Genomic DNA, 16,363 nt, shown 5'->3' with positions numbered 1-16,363 from the left:
CTAGGATACGGTTTTTACCGTCCTTTGCTTGCGAAAGTCTTGGCGTTGGCCTCTGCGATACGTTACAATTGAACAGAATCATCATTTGCTAATAGGATTGTCTCTCGTTCGGAAGGTTCTTCCCCCATGTCGTCGGTCGCTGATAAATCATCGTCTGATACGGTCCCAGCCGATTCAGCCACACCCGCTGAACTCGAACAGCGGCGGCTTGAGCGGCTCCAAGAGCGTCAAAAACTGCGTACAAGCCGTTTTGATATTGTCACCAGTCTGTTCCTGTCGTTGATTTTGTTCATCGGGACCTTCGTTTTGATGTTGTTCCTGGTTTGGTTGTTTACGCGTTTTGAATTCCCGCCTAAGCCGATCAAACCGTCGATCGAGAATGCGGCGGGCCGAGGCCCGAATGCCGAGGGAACCGAGCGAGACTTCGATCCGCCTGCCGCCGAAGAGGTCGAGGAATTGCTGGAACCGACACTCGAAGAAAACATTATGGCGGTCACCAATGCGGTCAGTAGCGTGGCGGCGACGGTCAGTGCTACCAACTTTTCGGCAACGGACGGAAAAGGGGATAGTCGACCTCCGGGACCGTTGGGAGAGGGTGAGGACATCATTCCGCGTGCCGAACGCTGGCAACTGAAGTTTAGTGCCAAGAATATCAATGGGTATGCAACCCAGCTTGATTTTTACAAGATTGAACTCGGAGCGCTCGGCGGATCGATCCAGGGCGTTGATACGGCAAAAAATTTGGCGGGAAGCCCTCAGAAGTACCGTATTGTCGATACCGAGAATGAGAAGCGTCTCTATTTCATGTGGACCACGCCAGGACCGCTATTGCAATATGACCGCCAATTGCTACAAAAAGCGGGGATCCCTCTGCCTGGCCGGCAAATCCTGAAGTTTATCCCTGAGAACTTGGAAGGATTGCTCGAGCAGACCGAAATGCAATACGCCAAGGCCAATGGACACGATACGGTAAAAGAAATCGCCAAGACCATCTTTGAAAGCGAGCCGGATGGAAGCGGTTTTAAATTCGTGGTCACCAGCCAACGCTACCGAAAACCAAGACGCTAAGGATAGAGGATTGCAAATGGCAATTTGAACATTGCAATTTGAACAATGCTCTCCAGACCTCGCGTCTTCCCTTTCGCATTTTGCAAATTCCCCTTTTGCATTTTGCAATCGTCCGTTGGGTCTGATGAAGGCCCAAGCCAGGATGGGGTTTTGCTAAATGAACCTCAACGTAGGATAAGAGCGTAGGATAAGAGTGTGGGATAGGCTTCGAGCCTGTCGGTTTAGGTACGACAGACGGGGGGCCTATTGCACCTTTTGTTCGGCGTCTCGGCGAGACGCCGCTACTGGGTTGGCCTGTGTTCGGCGTCTCGGCGAGACGCCGCTACTGGGCTGACCTGTGTTCGGCGTCTCGGCGAGGCGCCGCTACTGGGCTGACCTTTTGTTCGGCGTCTCGGCGAGACGCCGCTACTGGGCTGACCTGTGTTCGGCGTCTCGGCGAGACGCCGCTACTGGGTTGGCCTTTTGTTCGGCGTCTCGGCGAGACGCCGCTACTGGGTTGGCCTGTGTTCGGCGTCTCGGAGAGGCGCCGCTACTGGGTTGACCTTTTGTTCGGCGTCTCGGCGAGACGCCGCTACTGGGCTGACCTGTGTTCGGCGTCTCGGCGAGACGCCGCTACTGGGCTGACCTGTGTTCGGCGTCTCGGAGAGGCGCCGCTACTGGGCTGGCCTGTGTTCGGCGTCTCGGAGAGACGCCGCTACTAGGCTAAACCTTTTTTTCGATACGGCGTGAAATCTTGTCGCACCCTCACCCCATAAATATTCGTAATCGGTTAGGATAGTGCTGGAAATCATGCCCGCTTTTGGTGATTCTAGGTAGAAAGATACTACACTACCTCCACCATGACCATTCTTACGGACCTAATCCACACGAGTAACCGATGCTGTTCGCTGAAATTTCTGTTTTCGATATCATCTCACAAGCCACCTACGGTGCGTTGGCCGGGGCTGCGTTGTGGGGACTTTACTGTATTGTTGTCGTCTGGACTCGCGTGAGTCAGAAACGGTTCAAGAGTGAGGACGAGCAGGATGTCTTCATGGATGACGTTGAACAAATGGTCACCGACCGCGATTTTGAGGGGGTTGCGGAGTACTGTGAAGGCGACGCGCGGGCGATCCCACAAATTGTCGAAATGTCGATGCACCATCGCGACCTCGGCTACAAGCGGGCTCGCCAATTTGTCATGGACCGCTTCCAGCGTGACGTGATGAGCGATCTCGAGTATCGGTTGAGCTGGGTCAGTACGGTCATCAAGGCGGCACCGATGATCGGGCTGTTCGGGACGGTGTTTGGGATGATGGGGGCGTTCAACACGTTGGCGTCTTCGGCGTCCGTCAACCCATCCGACTTGGCTGGTGACATTAATATCGCTCTTCGAACGACCGCCTGCGGTTTGGCGATCGCGATTCCATTGATGATTTTGACCGCCAATGTGAATATCAAAATCGCCAAGATGGAAGACTTGGTCGGCTCGGGGCTTGGTCGGTTTATGTCGATTTATCGTGAAGCTTTGGCTGGCGGTGCGGTCGGTGGTCAAGCGGTGTCCGCTCGGCCTGCTGCTGCGGCGACCGACCCGCAAATGGCGTCAGCAATGCAATCGCCCCAACGATAAGGGAGCCTGACATGAGTACCGCAAATCCGACCAACAATGACGCAGTCGATGTGGACGTAGAAGAAGAAGAGGAGGTGATGCTGCCTCGCAAGAAGCGTGATGACGAGGAAATGGACATCACGCCGATGATCGACATCACATTCTTGCTGCTCATCTTCTTTGTCGTCGCCTCGAAAATGGACCCCACACAAATTGGCTCGATTCCTGAAGCGGATAACGCATTGGCCATTTCAGCAAAAGACTCGGCCGTAATCTTCATCAAGCCAGGGGCGGGTGAGGACGCGATTGTCGAACGGCTCGATGGGACCGAATTCAGTCGCGACGAAGCAACGCAAGCGTCCGAGATCGTCGAATACGTCACCAGTGAACTCGAGAAGTCTCAAGGACGTAATAAAAACCATGTGATGATTATGGGAGACAAAGATGTGAAAGTTGGCCAGGTAACACGAGTGCAGAAAATAATCGGCGATTCCTTTGAAGATATTGAATCCACCTACGTGGCAGTCAAGGAGCAATAACGATGTCGGCGATCGAAGTCAAATGTATTCAGTGCGGAAGCCTACTTCGTGTCAATGCCCGCTTGGCTGGTCGGCGTGTCCGATGCTCGAATTGTGAAACAGCGATCCACGTCCCCGAAGCGGACGATGCCGTCATCGAAGTCGACTCGAGTGACGATATGATCGAAACGGAGTACTTTGAAGCTTTGCCTGTCGATGTCATGCCCGCCGAAGCAATCGCAGTCGAAGCCGTTCCGCTTGAGCAAGCTTCAATGTCCTCATCGGGCTCGGCATCGGGAAAAGCCGAGATCATGCCAGAACCCATCTCCCCAGCGGTCTGGGAAGACGACGATAGCGATGCGATTCCCAAGCGGAAGCCTCGCGATGACGATGAACTCGACATGACACCGATGGTCGACGTGACGTTCTTGTTATTGATCTTCTTTATGGTGACGGCCAGTTTTAGTTTGCAAAAGTCGATCGAAGTGCCGCGTCAACAAAGTGATGAGGCAAGCTTTAACGTTTCCAATGAAGACGAAGATCTTGACAAGGTCGATGTGCAAATCGATGAACGAGGTTCCTTCTTGGTTATGGCAAATGATTGGGAAAGGGAGACACCAGGAAAACAGAATTTGACGATTGCCCTGAAACAGGCGATGACCAATGGCTCGGAGGGCATGAAGTTGGCCATTAAGGTTCACGAAATGGCCAAGCTGCAATTCCTCGTGGACGCGATGGACGCGGGCACGATCGCCGGGTTTGTCGACATCTCCGTCACCCAAGTCGACGGTTTTGATTAGCCAATCCGTCGCAGCGTCCCTCCAAGACGCTGAACAGTAGCAGCGTCTCTCCGAGACGCTGAAATCGAGACGCTGAACAGTAGCAGCGTCTCTCCGAGACGCTGAAATTGAGACGCTGAAATTGAGACGCTGAAATTGAGACGCTGAAACTGAGACGCTGAAATTGAGACGCTGAAATTGCGAGTCTCGGAGAGACTCGCCTACTACGATACATTACGAGTCTCGGAGAGACTCGCCTACTACACCTTTTCATCCAATACTAACTAATACAAAACATGCTTGCTAACGAATTGATCGATCGGCTCGAACGCCGTGGGTTGCTCGATCAGGAAATTATCGAAGCTCTTCGAGAGCAGTTGGACCAAGGAACTCGCGTGACCCCCGAGGCGGTTGCCAAGTTGTTGGTCGACAATGGTCAATTGACACGTTTTCAAGCTACGAAACTGATCAGCGAAATTCGCGAAGGTGAATACGAGGAAGCGGACGGGGCGGTGGCCGTTGCAGGTGGTATGGACGATCTAGCGATCGCCTCTGACGGTAGTGGTGACGATGTGTTTGCCGAAGCCGAAGCGGTCGAGGCTGAGCCGTTTGCCGAAGCGGTTCCGGTCGAAGCGGTTGCCGTCGACGCGGAGCCGGTCGAAGCGGTCCCGGTCGAAGCGGTTGGTGACGGCGTTGGATCGGGCGGTTCGCGTCCGGTTCGTTCGCGGCCAAAGCCACCCGAACACAAATCGGTTTGGGACTCGTTTAAAATCTACGGTTTTGCCGGCATCATCATTCTTTTGCTGCTTTCCGGCTATGGTCTGTATTCGCTACTGACGCGTCAAAGTGCCGACGAATACATCGGCGAAGCGAACACGTTGTACGATCAACAGAACTTCGTGCCTGCACAAGAGCGTTACAACGGATTCTTGGAAGCCTATGGCGATACGCACCAATTTTCATCGATTGCGAAAACCCGCTTGGTAATGATCGAACTGTATCGTGCTGAGACGATGACGGATCCGACCGTGGCACTTGATTTGGCAAAAGAAAAATTGCCAACGATTGAGAATGAACTTGGCTTGAACGACGAGCGAGCTAACTTGGCCGCATTGCTTGTCGACATTGCCGAGAATATCGCGAACGCTGCAAGCGAAGCAGAGGATACCCCCGAGAAGGAACAATTGCTCGGACGATTGGCGGAGCAGATGGAGTTGATGGACAACCCGAACTACATTACCGGCAGTTTGAGAACGAGCTTGGCAGCGAGGATTCAGACGGTCGAAGAAACTCGCGACCGTGTTCGCCGTGACATCAACCGCAACGTCCGGCTCGACGAATCGGTCGCTGCGATGCAATCCGCTCTCGATGCCAAGAACACCAAGGAAGCCTACGATGTCCGGTTTGAACTGCTACGCGAATTCCCCGAACTCGGTGATGACAAGCGGCTCAGTCAATTGATTCAATCGGCGAGCCAAATCCAGAAAACCTTGGTCAAGCCAGCAACCGATTTGCCGCAAGTCGTCGATGCGTCGGAGGTCGATGATTCGACCGAGTCGATCGTGCTGACGACCGTCACTGGGGGCAAAGCACTCGACTTGTCCGATCAGATTCTGTATCTCGACGCAGGCGGTGCCGTGTTAGCGTTCGATGGCGAAACCGGCAATTTGAAGTGGCGGAAATTCGTTGGCTATGGTCAAGGTCATTTACCGGTGCGTGTTGAAGGCGGATCAGGAGTGCTGCTTAGCGAATCAAAGAAACTCGAAGTCCAACGTTTTAATGGCGAAGATGGCGTTCTCCGGTGGCGTACGAGAATCGGTGAGCCATTCAGTGAACCCAATGCGGTTCGTGATGATGTCTATGTTGCCAGCGTTTCGGGGCGGTTGGCGGTTCTTGATGCCGATTCGGGTGAAACCAATTGGGCGACCATGATCCCACAACCGCTCGACGCAGGCCCTGGTGTCGATCCTCGAACCGCACGCGCTTACCAACCGGGGAACCACAGCAACTTGTATGTGCTCAACACACGTGATGGTTCTTGCTTGGAAAGCTACTACGTGGGACATGCCGAAGGCGCGATTGCGGTTGCACCCGTGCCACTGATGGAGCATCTGTTTGTCTTTGAAAACGCGGGGACCGACTTCGCTCGCGTGCATATCCTTGCGCTGGACGAAAGTGGCGAATCGCTCAAGCCGGCACAGGCACCCATTCGTTTGACCGGAAATGTGAAAATCAAACCACTCGTTCAAGGTCGCCGTGTGATCGTCTTGACCGACCTTGGTCAGGTGGTCGTCATCGAAGTCGAGCCCACGGCTGAACGTGAAAAGGTCAGTATCGTGGCGGAACAGGTTGCCACGTATGATCGTCCGACAAATACTCAAATGGCCGTCAGCAAGAGTCAAATGTGGGTGACCGGAACTCGCATCGGACGCTATGAGCTGCAGATCAATACAGGGCGCGTTGTGCAAGATTGGTTCAAGCATGAAGCCGATAACTTTATCGGCGAACCGTTCGCTAGCGATGATACGCTCGTACACGCTCGTGTGCTTCGTGGAACGTCGGCAATCCGTATGACCGCCGCTGATGCGAAAACGGGAAAAGAGATTTGGCAAACCGATGTCGGTGTCCCGGTTGCGATGATTACGCCTTATCCGGCGAACCAGAGTTATCATGCGATCACGACTCAAGCGACATTGTTCGAAATCAATCGTGAATCGTTGCAAACCGGTTCGACCAAGGGGCCGATCGAAAATCCAGGCGGTTCGGGCGTTGCAATGCGATTTGAAAACCCGATCAAGGTTGACGAGAACGTCTACGTGATGCTGAATCAGAACGGTTCGGGCGAGATCATTGTCTACGATCCTGACCGTAGAAGAGAGAAGCTAAGACGTTTGCAACTCGGGCTCGGTGCCGGCAAACCGACCGCACACGTAGGCGGAAGTGATCCCGGCGGGAAGGATGTCGGTGGTGGCGCCATCATATCAGGGGGCGGATTACTCGTTCCACTGAGTACCGGCCGCGTTGTGTTGATGGATTATGAAACCGGCATCATGTTAGGCAGTCCGTTCCAACCAGCCGCAGCCCCCGAATCGACCGTGGTATGGTCCGTTCCGGTGACATTGCCAAATGATCCGGACCAGGTCGTGATTGCCGATAGCCGCAAAAAGATTTATCGGTTACGGGCTGGCGAACAGGTCAACGAATTGGCCAGTAAAGACATACAAACGCCGTTACTGGGGCCTGCCGCTGTTGTCGGTGGCGTGTACGTCGGGACGACGAGCGGCCCAGCGGCTGACTTTTTGGTCGGTTATGATCTGAGTAGTCTAAACGAAGCGTTCCGAATCCTGTTGGATGGCCGAGCCGTTTGGGGGCCTGTCCAGGCGGGCGATGAATGTTTGCTCCGCACAAGTGATGGCAAACTTCGTGCCTACGATTCCAAGGGTAAACAACGCTTTGAACTTGACGCTCCCGCGGGCGATCCCGTTGCGGCTCCGGTTCGGGTAGGTGACGTGATGGTGTTGGCCGGCAAACCGGGATGGATCATCGCTTACGACCCGGCAAGTGGTGAATTGATAGGGCAATCCGATATCGGTCAGCCGTTGTCAGCCGCCCCGGTTGCGGTTGGTAATCGTTTGCTTGTCCCCGGCGCTGAAGGTTTGATTTACATCACCGACGTTCCGGCAACCCGTTAGCGGCTTGAAACAGAGTCGCCTTTGGTCGTAGCGGAAATCGTTAAAACTTTCGTCCATGCTGGAAAACGAAAGTCTTGACGACTTCCGCTGCCTCCAAAAAATACAATCGACGCCCCTTGGGCATAATCATGGTTTTACTTATGCAGTTAATTTTCGATGCTCGACCGATCCGCGTTTCTGGTTTGCCCACCAGGAAGAAGTGGATCGCCGCGAATGCATGGTCGCTCTTTTGTCTGGCCCTTTTTACGACGCCGCTTCAGGCTCAAATCGTCAACTACGCCGATTCGGGTGTGCCGGATCCGGTTGGTTTAGAGCTTTTGCAAGAAGAGCCGCACGACTTGATCTTCTTTACCGAAGAGTCAGGCGGTGGTTGGGTCAAAACGCCGCTACTCGATCTGCCCGGCCGACGGATGCCGTCGAACCCCGAGGGTGGACTTCTCTTTGAGGTGCTGGGGATTGAAACCCAAAAACTCACCGCGAAATGGGAAGACATCGAACGAATCGATTTTTGGGAAAAGCGACTTGAGCGTGAAACGGCCGATCTGATTGCGAAACAAGACTTTAAGGGAGCCTACCCGTTTCTGGCTGTCTTGATTCGCGACTACCCTGAGCGACCTGGGATAAAAGAGCTACGGGCCGAGTATTTGCTTCAAGATTCGGTGTACCGCGCTCGCCAAGGAGATTTCAAAGCGACGCTGGCGACACTCGAAGAGTTGCATCGGTTTGCACCAGAGTACAAGAAGGACGTTGTCCTTCGCGCACTCAGTGGCGTGACGGATCGGTTGATGAAAAAGTTGGTGGACGATGAACAATTCACGTTAGCTCAGCAAATGTTGGCGCGGTTGGAAAAGGAATATGGTGCACGGCAATTAACATCGATCACGAAATGGAACGACAGCTTTTTGGCAATGGCGATGGAAAAACGCAAAGAGGCGTTGGCAGCCAAAGATCGAGAGGATTATCGGGCCGCCCGTTTGCTCGCTCGTGAGAGCGTGGAGTTGAGCCCGGGAATTGAGGGGGGCCAGCTACTTGTTCGCGAAATCGATACCATCTATCCACTCGTGCGTGTTGGTGTTCTGCAAACGGCAACGGTGCTTGATCCGACACGTATCGATAATTGGGCGTCACGTCGATCGGGACGGTTGGTCTACCGAACACTGTTCGAAATGAAGGGAGCGGGTCCCGAAGGTGGCGAGTACGACTTCGTCTTCGGCGATACCGAGATGACTCCGGATCGCATGCAATTGGATCTCGATCTACAACCCGAGAAATTGCCGCCTCCGCTCGATCAAGTTCGTGGCTTTTACCTGGCGGATGTCTTGGCGGCGCGTGCTCAACGTACATCGCCAACCTATTTTCCTGCCTGGGCTGCAGCCGTGGATGCGATCGGACTGAGTGGTCCTCAGCGGATCGAATGTCTACTGCGGCGTCCGCACGTGTTGCCGACTTGCCTATTGCAAGTACCGATCGACGGAGAATGGTTCGGTGGAAAACCTGGCGAGCCGACGGGGACCTATCGGCGCGACGTCGTCACCGATGATACCGTTCGCTATGTGTTGGCCCGCGAGCCCGACAGCCCCCAACAGATCAAGGAAATTGTCGAGGTGCGAACGGAATCGGCTAGCGATGGGGTGACCATGTTGCTAAAGGGTGAACTTGATATGCTCGATCAATTGTTCCCAGCCGATGCGATCCAACTTAGTCGTAGCGACGATATCCGAGTCGAAAAGTATCCCTTGCCGACGGTGCATATGTTGATCCCTTGTTCGGATCATCCCTTTGTGGCCGAAAGTACGTTCCGGCGAGCACTGCTGTATGCAATCAACCGGCAAGATATTTTGCAGGGTGAGTTGCTTCAAGGGATGGAGTTCCCGGGCTGCCAAGTCGTATCGGGACCATTTCCAGCTGGGATGGACCCAAACGATCCACTCGGCTACGCCTACGATCAAGAGATTTTAGCCCGTGGTTACGAACCGAGGTTGTCCCAGCTTTTGATGACGATGAACGAAAATCAAATGAAGTCGGAAGCGGAACGCAAGAAGGACGAGGTGCCTGAGATGAAACCGATTCGGTTGGCGTTTCCATCGGATAACTTGTCACGAGTCGCATGTGAAGCAATTTCGACTCAGTGGAAACTCGTTGGATTGGAAGTTGAACTGGTCGAACTTCCCGTCGGTCGTACCTTCCCCGACGCTGACACCGCCGATCTCGTTTATGTAGCAGCCGCGATTTGGGAACCGATCATTGATGCCCGCCGCTTGCTTGGCCCGAGCGGATTGGCGGGCAGTACCGATCAACTCGTCGGGCTGGGCCTGCGGCGGTTGGAAGAGGCTCGGAATTGGCGCGAAGTTCGCGATCAGTTATTGGTTCTGCACGGTATCACGCACCATGAACTACCGGTCATCCCGCTATGGCAGATGGTCGATTCCTATGCATACCGGCGTAGTCTTCGCGGAGTCGGTCGCGATATCGTTTCGCTTTATCAGGACGCAGACAAATGGCGGTGGCAATAGTGAATCGTTCCATGACATATCAATCGCTTGTAGGATCTTTGCTGCTCGTATTGTGCGTTTGTTTCACCCGCTTTTCGGCGGCTCAAGATTCCGAGTCTGGTTCCGAGAAAGCTTCAACGTGGGCATCGGTCGAAGACCCATTGCAAATTGACCAGCCTTGGGATTTCGCACCTTACCGTGTGCTGATTTGGATCGCGTCGAACGATCCATTGGTAGATGCCGCCGACGTCGAAGATGAGTTGAGAACTTATTTGGACCGCGATTTTGCCGCACTTTGGAAAGTCGACATCGCCGATGCACCGCCTGCGGTTGCGACGGCAGCTCAGCGTCATCTGGCCGATATCAGTTTTGAAGAAATCGCATCGACTGACCCGGTGGTAGCCGTCAAGCGGGATCATCCCGATTCCGTTCGACTTCGAGTTGCCGAGAATGTCGGTCAATACGTTTCGACCGTTTATGGAACAACTGCATTGATCGAGCAAGTCGAGCAAGCCGCCGCCGAAATCGATAACGAAACAATCGATGGTGTCAAACCGAAGCTCAAAGCGATTGAAGGTGATACGTTATCGCTGCTTGAGCACTGGAAGAAAAAGGATACCGAGGCGATTTTGGTTGCTCGGGGCATGGCGGATACGCTTGAGCCGGCTGCCAAAATCATTACCGTCCCACAAAACGGATTGATCATTGATGCAGCCAGAAATTACGACAAGATTTTTATTGTTCGCGTCGATCGCCGTTCGTTGCTGACGCATGTTAGTTCCATCGAACTCGATTCTTTGATGCGACATTTTGGAACCGTTGCGGAGGAATCCTGCCTGAATTTGTCCGAGATTCCCAGTACGATAGGTTTGGCAGTCACCGATTCGTTTGCTCCAATGGTCCGAATCGAAGAGTCAGGCGTCCGCAGTGCGAAAGCGCTTATCCGCGCCGGTGGTTTGGCCTTGGACCCAAAATCACCAGCGATGATCAACGTTGGCGACGTGCTTGAACCGATGATTCGCAAGAATGATCGCAACGGGAATCCCACCACGATTGGGCCACTGGAGTGGGCATTCTTGGTCGTAAAAGAAAAGGACGGCTCTAAGGTCGAAATGGACTACCACGCTGGCCGAGCGGGTGGGTTACAGGGCCGCAAAAACAATCGCACCTTCCGCATGGCACTTCGGGTTCGGCCCGTCAACGAATCGACGATGCTGCGGTTGCACGCCCAAGGCGACAAGGACTTTCCGCTCATTGGCTACGAAATTCACGATAAAAATCTCGAGACCGGCGACATGACGTTTGTCGGACGAACGGATTGGAACGGGCGTTTGGAAGTTGGCCGCATCGATCGAAGTCCACTGCGATTGATGTATGTCAAGAACGGCGGTGCTATTCTAGCCCGTTTGCCGATGGTGCCTGGGTTAACCGAGCGAGAGGTAGCCGACTTAAGTGGTGACGATATGCGGCTACAAGCGGAGGCCTATATTCGCGGCGTCCAAAATGCGATTGTTGATCTCGTTGCCATTCGCGAATTGTTCGCCGCGCGTATTAAAAATCATCTTCAAAGTGGTGAGTTGGACCGAGCGGAAGAACTGTTCAATGCACTTTCGAAACAACCAACCAGTGAGCGACTTAGCGATGACATGGGGCGAAAGCAAGCGGCGTTTTTAAAAGCATTGGCTGGCCCCCAAAATTTACGTCAGCGGAAAAAGATCGATGAAATGTTCACGATGACAAGGCGATTGTTGTCGAAGCATATCAGTCCCGCAAGACTACGCGAGATTGATGCTGACATCATCCAAGCACGAGAAAACGGCGGGCGATTGCCAGCGGAAGAAGAGCAGCCAGCCGAAGAGGAAGTCGTCGACACAACGAAGTGACAGGTTGGGTAAGCCTGGGGGATTCAGCCACGCTAATGTTTTTTCGGCAAATCGATGGTTGGTATCAAGTACGCGTCCAAAGCAGCGTTTCTTTCGTGAATAGAGTTCGTCCAATTCGCATATCAAAAAGGGCCAACTGTTCTGCTGGTAAATTGAACGGTGGCTCGGTCAGTCGGATTGGTCTGGACCCGCCGTCAACTGTCTCTGAGTTTGGCACTTGAAATTCTCGCATCTTTCCAAAAATGCTAAAACGGTTTCGTTTCGTCTTCCGCCAATCATTGGTTAGTAAGGCATAACGATAACGTTTCAGATTGCCGGACAAAAACTTTTGCACAGAGTGGTTCGAGAGGTGCTGTAGCACGTCTTTGCAGATGCACAGATCAGCGGTTGGCAGTTCATCGCTGGTCAGATCCGCACAAGCGAATCTCATGTTTTCGCTTCCGTGTTCGCGATTGAGTTGCTCCGATAGCGACGGAACGATGTCGACGCCGGTGTAGTCCACTTGAGACCAATCCAGGTTTTTTGAAAAACTCCAGTCGCCGCAGCCAATGTCGACAACCGATTGGATGTCATCGCGTGCAATCACTTTTTCTAAGCAGTCAACGTATTCTTTCAATCGGAAAAGCTCCGATCCAGGGCCGCTGCGAGACGTGCTTCCCCATTCGTGTTCGTCGTAAATGCTTGCGAATTTGGATTGACGATTCATGGCTTTGGACATTTCTTAGGGATGGGCCAGAGACCGAGTTTTGCCTTGGCAGCTTGGCGGACAAAACGATCGGAGGCAACAATTGTTTCGGATTTGTACCAGCGAAGGCGAGCGATTTCGAGGAGAGGCGATTTCGACTTCGCGTAGACGTTCTTACGATACCTGGCCAATTTCAGCTAGTCCTAATCGTCGCTGGAAAACGATTAATCTTCATTTTTGCACGAAATCAGAAAAGGTGGTTTAAGAAAAGAGTTGCGTTGCTTGCAGGACCTCTAATGATGGTCGTGGGGCAGTGTCCATTCACGGCAGCGGTGGGGGATCACTGCAAATTCAGGCATGCACCCCAGGTCGCAGGTCGCAGGAGTCGTGAAATTGCACTTTCCGAGAATGAGTAATCTATCGTATGGTCATGACGGTAACCATCAGTCCGTTGTCTTTTGTCCGTCTGCTGCTGAGTTGACGCGGAACCTTGCTTTCGACCAGATTATCCCATGCAAACCCCCACGCAATCCTCTGAATCGTCCGATCTGAAGACACGCATTGCGCAGCTTTCAGGGCAACCGATCCGCTTGCATCTTGGTTGCGGCGGTGTCCGTCTTGAAGGGTTTCTCAATGTGGATCTGCATCCCCATGATCCTGAGATCCAAGATTCCTCGCGTGATGGATGTGATGCGGATGTGTTTGCGGACATGACTAAGTTGGGGCTCGACGATTGCACCGTCGACGAGATTCAAACCTATCACACCATTGATCATTTCACTCGATGGGCTGGGCTCGACATGTTTACCGATTGGCATCGCATGCTTCGAAACGGCGGGCGATTAGTAATCGAAGTGGCTGACTTCACTCGTTGTGTGTTGTGGTTGTTTCATCCGCTTGCAAGGCGACGCCAAGTCGCGAAAAACCAGTTTTATGGAAACCAATGGGACCGCATTGAATTCGAAACGCATCGCTACGTTTGGTCCGCACGAGAGATCAAGCGAGAGTTGCGTTCCATCGGGTTTTCGAAGGTGAGAATTACCCATCGCACCGAAACGCATTATCCGGGACGAGATATGCGAATCGAAGCAACCAAGTGACCCGCCATGAAAAAGCGATAGTGTGAGCAAGCATCGAGGAACAGCTCCTAGTCTAGCATCGTTGCTTATTCGTAGCGTGGCTTTTTCGGTTGAAAAGGTTCGTCATGCACGGACCCATCTGACGGCATCTGCCACGTTGGGGATCGGATATGTCGCTCAACTCGCTTTTCAAATGGGCTACTTTGTTCTGTTGACACGGATGTTGGGCGTTGAACGGTTTGGTCAATTCGCTGCTGCCTTGGCTGCCATTGCAATGCTTGCACCGTTATCCGGAATTGGCTACGCCGAAGTCGCCTTATTGCGAGTCAGCAGCGATCGAAAAACAACGGGGATTTGGGTCGCCAACACGATGGCGACAACATTCGCCATGGGGGGTGTTTTCGCGGTTCTCTTAGCGCTCGCTTCTGCAGCCATCGGTACGGACCGCTGGCTGCCTTGGCATTTGATATTTGGCTTGGCGATCAGTGAGTTGGTTCTGGTGCGATGCTGTTTGGCGATTGGACGCATTCATCAAGCTCGACGTGACATCACGCGAACGGCGGCCATCAATACGCTTGTCGCTGCGACAAAGGCATTGGTTGCGTTTATCTTGTTCATGGCCGGTTATCGCTCGATTCTGCTTCTGGTCTTGTTCTTGAATCTCGGTCTGTCGATTACGCTGTTCCTCTTTCTTTCCTCGTTTGCTCGTCTCGTTCGAATCTCCCGAGTATCATGGTTTGAACTAAGGGAGAATTTTCGGCTGTCAATTTCATTTGGTTTGAGCGTCATGTGCAAGGTGGTGTACACCGATCTTGACAAGCTGTTCTTGACACGATGGTCCAACGCTGCGATTGTCGGAACCTATTCGGCAGGCTACAAAATTCTAGCCTTGTCGTTCATGCCGATGCGGGCCATTTTAGAAGCGACCTTTCCACGCACGGTCGAATTGGCTGATAAAGATCGATCTGCCTGCGTTCGGTTTTCGGGTGCCGTGTTGTTAGTGAATGTCGTGTTAGGCGGTCTGATAGCCTTGACGCTCTATGTCCTCGCTCCGTATGCAATCTACTTGTTCGGAGCCGAGTTCGAAGGCTCCATCGCAATCCTTCGCATTGGATTTCTGTTACCGGTTATCCAAGCGATCCACTACACATGTGGTAATTTTTTAACGGCTACTGGCTATCAATGGATCCGCACTTTTCTTCAAATTGTTGTCCTTGTAACCTATGTTATCGCAGGGATTGTGTTTATTCCACTCTATTCATGGTATGGAGCGATCTGGACGAGTTTAGCGTGCGAAGCGTTGCTAGCCATACTGTTTGCAATTGTTTGCGTTTACCTTTCGTTCTCTCCTGACTTCTTGATCCGCAAGGAAGCAACGAAAGTGAATCCGGAACCCGAAACGTTCAGCCCATGAAATATTTGCTGATTAGCGACGAATATCGACCCACGATCGGCGGAATCGCCCGTGTTGCCTGCGCATTGGCCGATGGCTTAGTCGAACGCAACCACGATGTGACGGTTTTGACCAACGGATCACGAAAAGCGATCAACGATTTTGGCGATGAAAAAGCCAAAATGGAATACTATCATCGGCCTCGGAATGCGGCATTAGGAAAAGTATATCTATGCTCTCTCTGGCCAATGGTGAACGGGCGCTGGATTCGTCGACAGCGATTTGACCGAATACTTGTCATCGATGCATCGAATGCCCTTCCATTTCCAATCATGACAAAGATGGGAGCGATCGAGTACGAGGTTTTGCTTCATGGCTCGGAATTGATTCGCTATTCACGCAACGCAACGACGGACCGTCTCATGCGTTTGGCGCTCGGAAACGCCAAACGTATTTTTAGTACGACGCGTTTTGTTGAATCTCAACTAAAGTCAAAGTACGGTCACGATAGTATTCGAACCTCCTGCGGTGTTGGCGACAACTTCATTCAAAATCACGCAGATCCTGAAAAACAACGCGAGCTCCGAAGTCGCTACGGTTTTGATGCCAATGATTTTGTTATTGGAACGATCAGCCGACTTGATGAGCGTAAAGGAAACGATCTCGTCATCGACGCGGTTGCAGCACTAGCAACCAAGTATCCGAATCTTAAGTACTTGATCGGTGGCACGGGACCGCAACGTGCTTTCTTGGAAAATAGAGTCAAGGAACTCGGTGTCTCCGATCACGTTGTATTCGCTGGTCGTGTTTCGGAGAGTGAACATGTCTGTCACTACGACCTGTTGAATCTATATGTGATGCCCAATCGGCTATTAAAAAACAATACCGTCGAAGGATTTGGTATTTCATTTGCCGAAGCCGCGACGAGAGGTGTTGCCAGCATCGGTGTTGACAATGGCGGCGTCGGGGAGGCGATCGCAGACGGTGTTTCTGGTGTTTTACTAAATAATGCGGATATCGGTCCATTGACCAATACCATTGAAGAAATTCTCAACCATCGACGGATCTTTGATAGCGATCGTATTCGCCAACATGGAAGGCAATTCACATGGCAACGATTCATTGATCGGATGGTTGAGCCTTGCCAAGATCAATCGATTGCATCGAGAGAGGTGTGAAGCCACGA

General features: G+C 52.6%; 12 protein-coding genes. 11 read left to right on the top strand and 1 reads right to left on the bottom strand.

Annotated elements, in window-relative coordinates:
- The first annotated feature begins 126 nt into the window (after positions 1–126).
- From Q31b_RS07055 to Q31b_RS07020, 8 genes are all read left to right on the top strand, one after another.
- On the top strand, positions 127–1,068 hold the full coding sequence (locus Q31b_RS07055; RefSeq protein WP_146598988.1) for a hypothetical protein: 942 nt from the start codon (positions 127–129) through the stop codon (positions 1,066–1,068).
- A 296-nt stretch (positions 1,069–1,364) separates the two neighbouring features.
- A complete protein-coding gene (locus Q31b_RS07050) occupies positions 1,365–1,769 on the top strand; it encodes a hypothetical protein (protein ID WP_146598987.1) in 405 nt (134 codons plus the stop codon).
- 176 nt (positions 1,770–1,945) lie between these two features.
- Positions 1,946–2,677, top strand: coding sequence for a MotA/TolQ/ExbB proton channel family protein (locus Q31b_RS07045; protein WP_146598986.1), 732 nt, complete (start codon positions 1,946–1,948; stop codon positions 2,675–2,677).
- Between the two features lie 77 nt (positions 2,678–2,754).
- Positions 2,755–3,195: an ExbD/TolR family protein gene (locus Q31b_RS07040; RefSeq protein ID WP_390622313.1), complete on the top strand. Its 441-nt coding sequence runs from the start codon at positions 2,755–2,757 to the stop codon at positions 3,193–3,195.
- 2 nt (positions 3,196–3,197) lie between these two features.
- Positions 3,198–3,974, top strand: a complete 777-nt coding sequence (locus Q31b_RS07035) for an ExbD/TolR family protein (RefSeq protein ID WP_146598984.1) — start codon at positions 3,198–3,200, stop codon at positions 3,972–3,974.
- 275 nt (positions 3,975–4,249) lie between these two features.
- Complete coding sequence (locus Q31b_RS07030; RefSeq protein ID WP_146598983.1) at positions 4,250–7,645, top strand: outer membrane protein assembly factor BamB family protein; 3,396 nt, start codon at positions 4,250–4,252, stop codon at positions 7,643–7,645.
- A gap of 140 nt (positions 7,646–7,785) precedes the next feature.
- Positions 7,786–10,158: an ABC transporter substrate-binding protein gene (locus tag Q31b_RS07025; protein WP_146598982.1), complete on the top strand. Its 2,373-nt coding sequence runs from the start codon at positions 7,786–7,788 to the stop codon at positions 10,156–10,158.
- Positions 10,159–10,169: 11 nt separating this feature from the next.
- Positions 10,170–12,020 carry a hypothetical protein gene (locus Q31b_RS07020; protein WP_146598981.1) on the top strand — a complete coding sequence of 617 codons (1,851 nt, stop codon included), beginning with the start codon at positions 10,170–10,172 and terminating at the stop codon, positions 12,018–12,020.
- Between the two features lie 64 nt (positions 12,021–12,084).
- Here Q31b_RS07020 and Q31b_RS07015 read toward each other — a convergent pair whose 3' ends face one another.
- Complete coding sequence (locus Q31b_RS07015) at positions 12,085–12,726, bottom strand: class I SAM-dependent methyltransferase (protein ID WP_197171092.1); 642 nt, start codon at positions 12,724–12,726, stop codon at positions 12,085–12,087.
- A 491-nt stretch (positions 12,727–13,217) separates the two neighbouring features.
- On the opposite strand from Q31b_RS07015, the gene Q31b_RS07010 reads away from it, so the two are divergent.
- Genes Q31b_RS07010 through Q31b_RS07000 form a run of 3 tightly spaced genes read left to right on the top strand, consistent with a single transcriptional unit; the run spans position 13,218 to position 16,355 of the window.
- Positions 13,218–13,805: a class I SAM-dependent methyltransferase gene (locus Q31b_RS07010; protein WP_146598979.1), complete on the top strand. Its 588-nt coding sequence runs from the start codon at positions 13,218–13,220 to the stop codon at positions 13,803–13,805.
- 22 nt (positions 13,806–13,827) lie between these two features.
- Positions 13,828–15,198 (top strand): lipopolysaccharide biosynthesis protein, encoded by a 1,371-nt coding sequence (locus Q31b_RS07005; RefSeq protein ID WP_146598978.1) that lies wholly within the window; start codon positions 13,828–13,830, stop codon positions 15,196–15,198.
- On the top strand, positions 15,195–16,355 hold the full coding sequence (locus Q31b_RS07000; RefSeq protein WP_146598977.1) for a glycosyltransferase family 4 protein: 1,161 nt from the start codon (positions 15,195–15,197) through the stop codon (positions 16,353–16,355). Before Q31b_RS07005 ends, Q31b_RS07000 begins: the two co-directional genes overlap by 4 nt.
- Positions 16,356–16,363 lie beyond the last annotated feature (8 nt).

The organism is Novipirellula aureliae (genome assembly GCF_007860185.1).
Taxonomy (GTDB): Bacteria; Planctomycetota; Planctomycetia; order Pirellulales; family Pirellulaceae; genus Novipirellula_A; species Novipirellula_A aureliae.
Note: the sequence above shows the minus strand (reverse complement) of the source record. Positions and strands in the feature narration are given on the sequence as shown.

Bases quoted from the DNA above. Each gene is read 5' to 3' on its own strand.
- Q31b_RS07045 (WP_146598986.1), top strand. From the start codon at position 1,946: ATGCTGTTCGCTGAAATTTCTGTTTTCGATATCATCTCACAAGCCACC.
- Q31b_RS07040 (WP_390622313.1), top strand. From the start codon at position 2,755: ATGCTGCCTCGCAAGAAGCGTGATGACGAGGAAATGGACATCACGCCG.
- Q31b_RS07015 (WP_197171092.1), bottom strand. From the start codon at position 12,726: ATGAATCGTCAATCCAAATTCGCAAGCATTTACGACGAACACGAATGG.
- Q31b_RS07020 (WP_146598981.1), top strand. From the start codon at position 10,170: ATGACATATCAATCGCTTGTAGGATCTTTGCTGCTCGTATTGTGCGTT.
- Q31b_RS07030 (WP_146598983.1), top strand. From the start codon at position 4,250: ATGCTTGCTAACGAATTGATCGATCGGCTCGAACGCCGTGGGTTGCTC.
- Q31b_RS07010 (WP_146598979.1), top strand. From the start codon at position 13,218: ATGCAAACCCCCACGCAATCCTCTGAATCGTCCGATCTGAAGACACGC.
- Q31b_RS07035 (WP_146598984.1), top strand. From the start codon at position 3,198: ATGTCGGCGATCGAAGTCAAATGTATTCAGTGCGGAAGCCTACTTCGT.
- Q31b_RS07055 (WP_146598988.1), top strand. From the start codon at position 127: ATGTCGTCGGTCGCTGATAAATCATCGTCTGATACGGTCCCAGCCGAT.
- Q31b_RS07025 (WP_146598982.1), top strand. From the start codon at position 7,786: ATGCAGTTAATTTTCGATGCTCGACCGATCCGCGTTTCTGGTTTGCCC.
- Q31b_RS07000 (WP_146598977.1), top strand. From the start codon at position 15,195: ATGAAATATTTGCTGATTAGCGACGAATATCGACCCACGATCGGCGGA.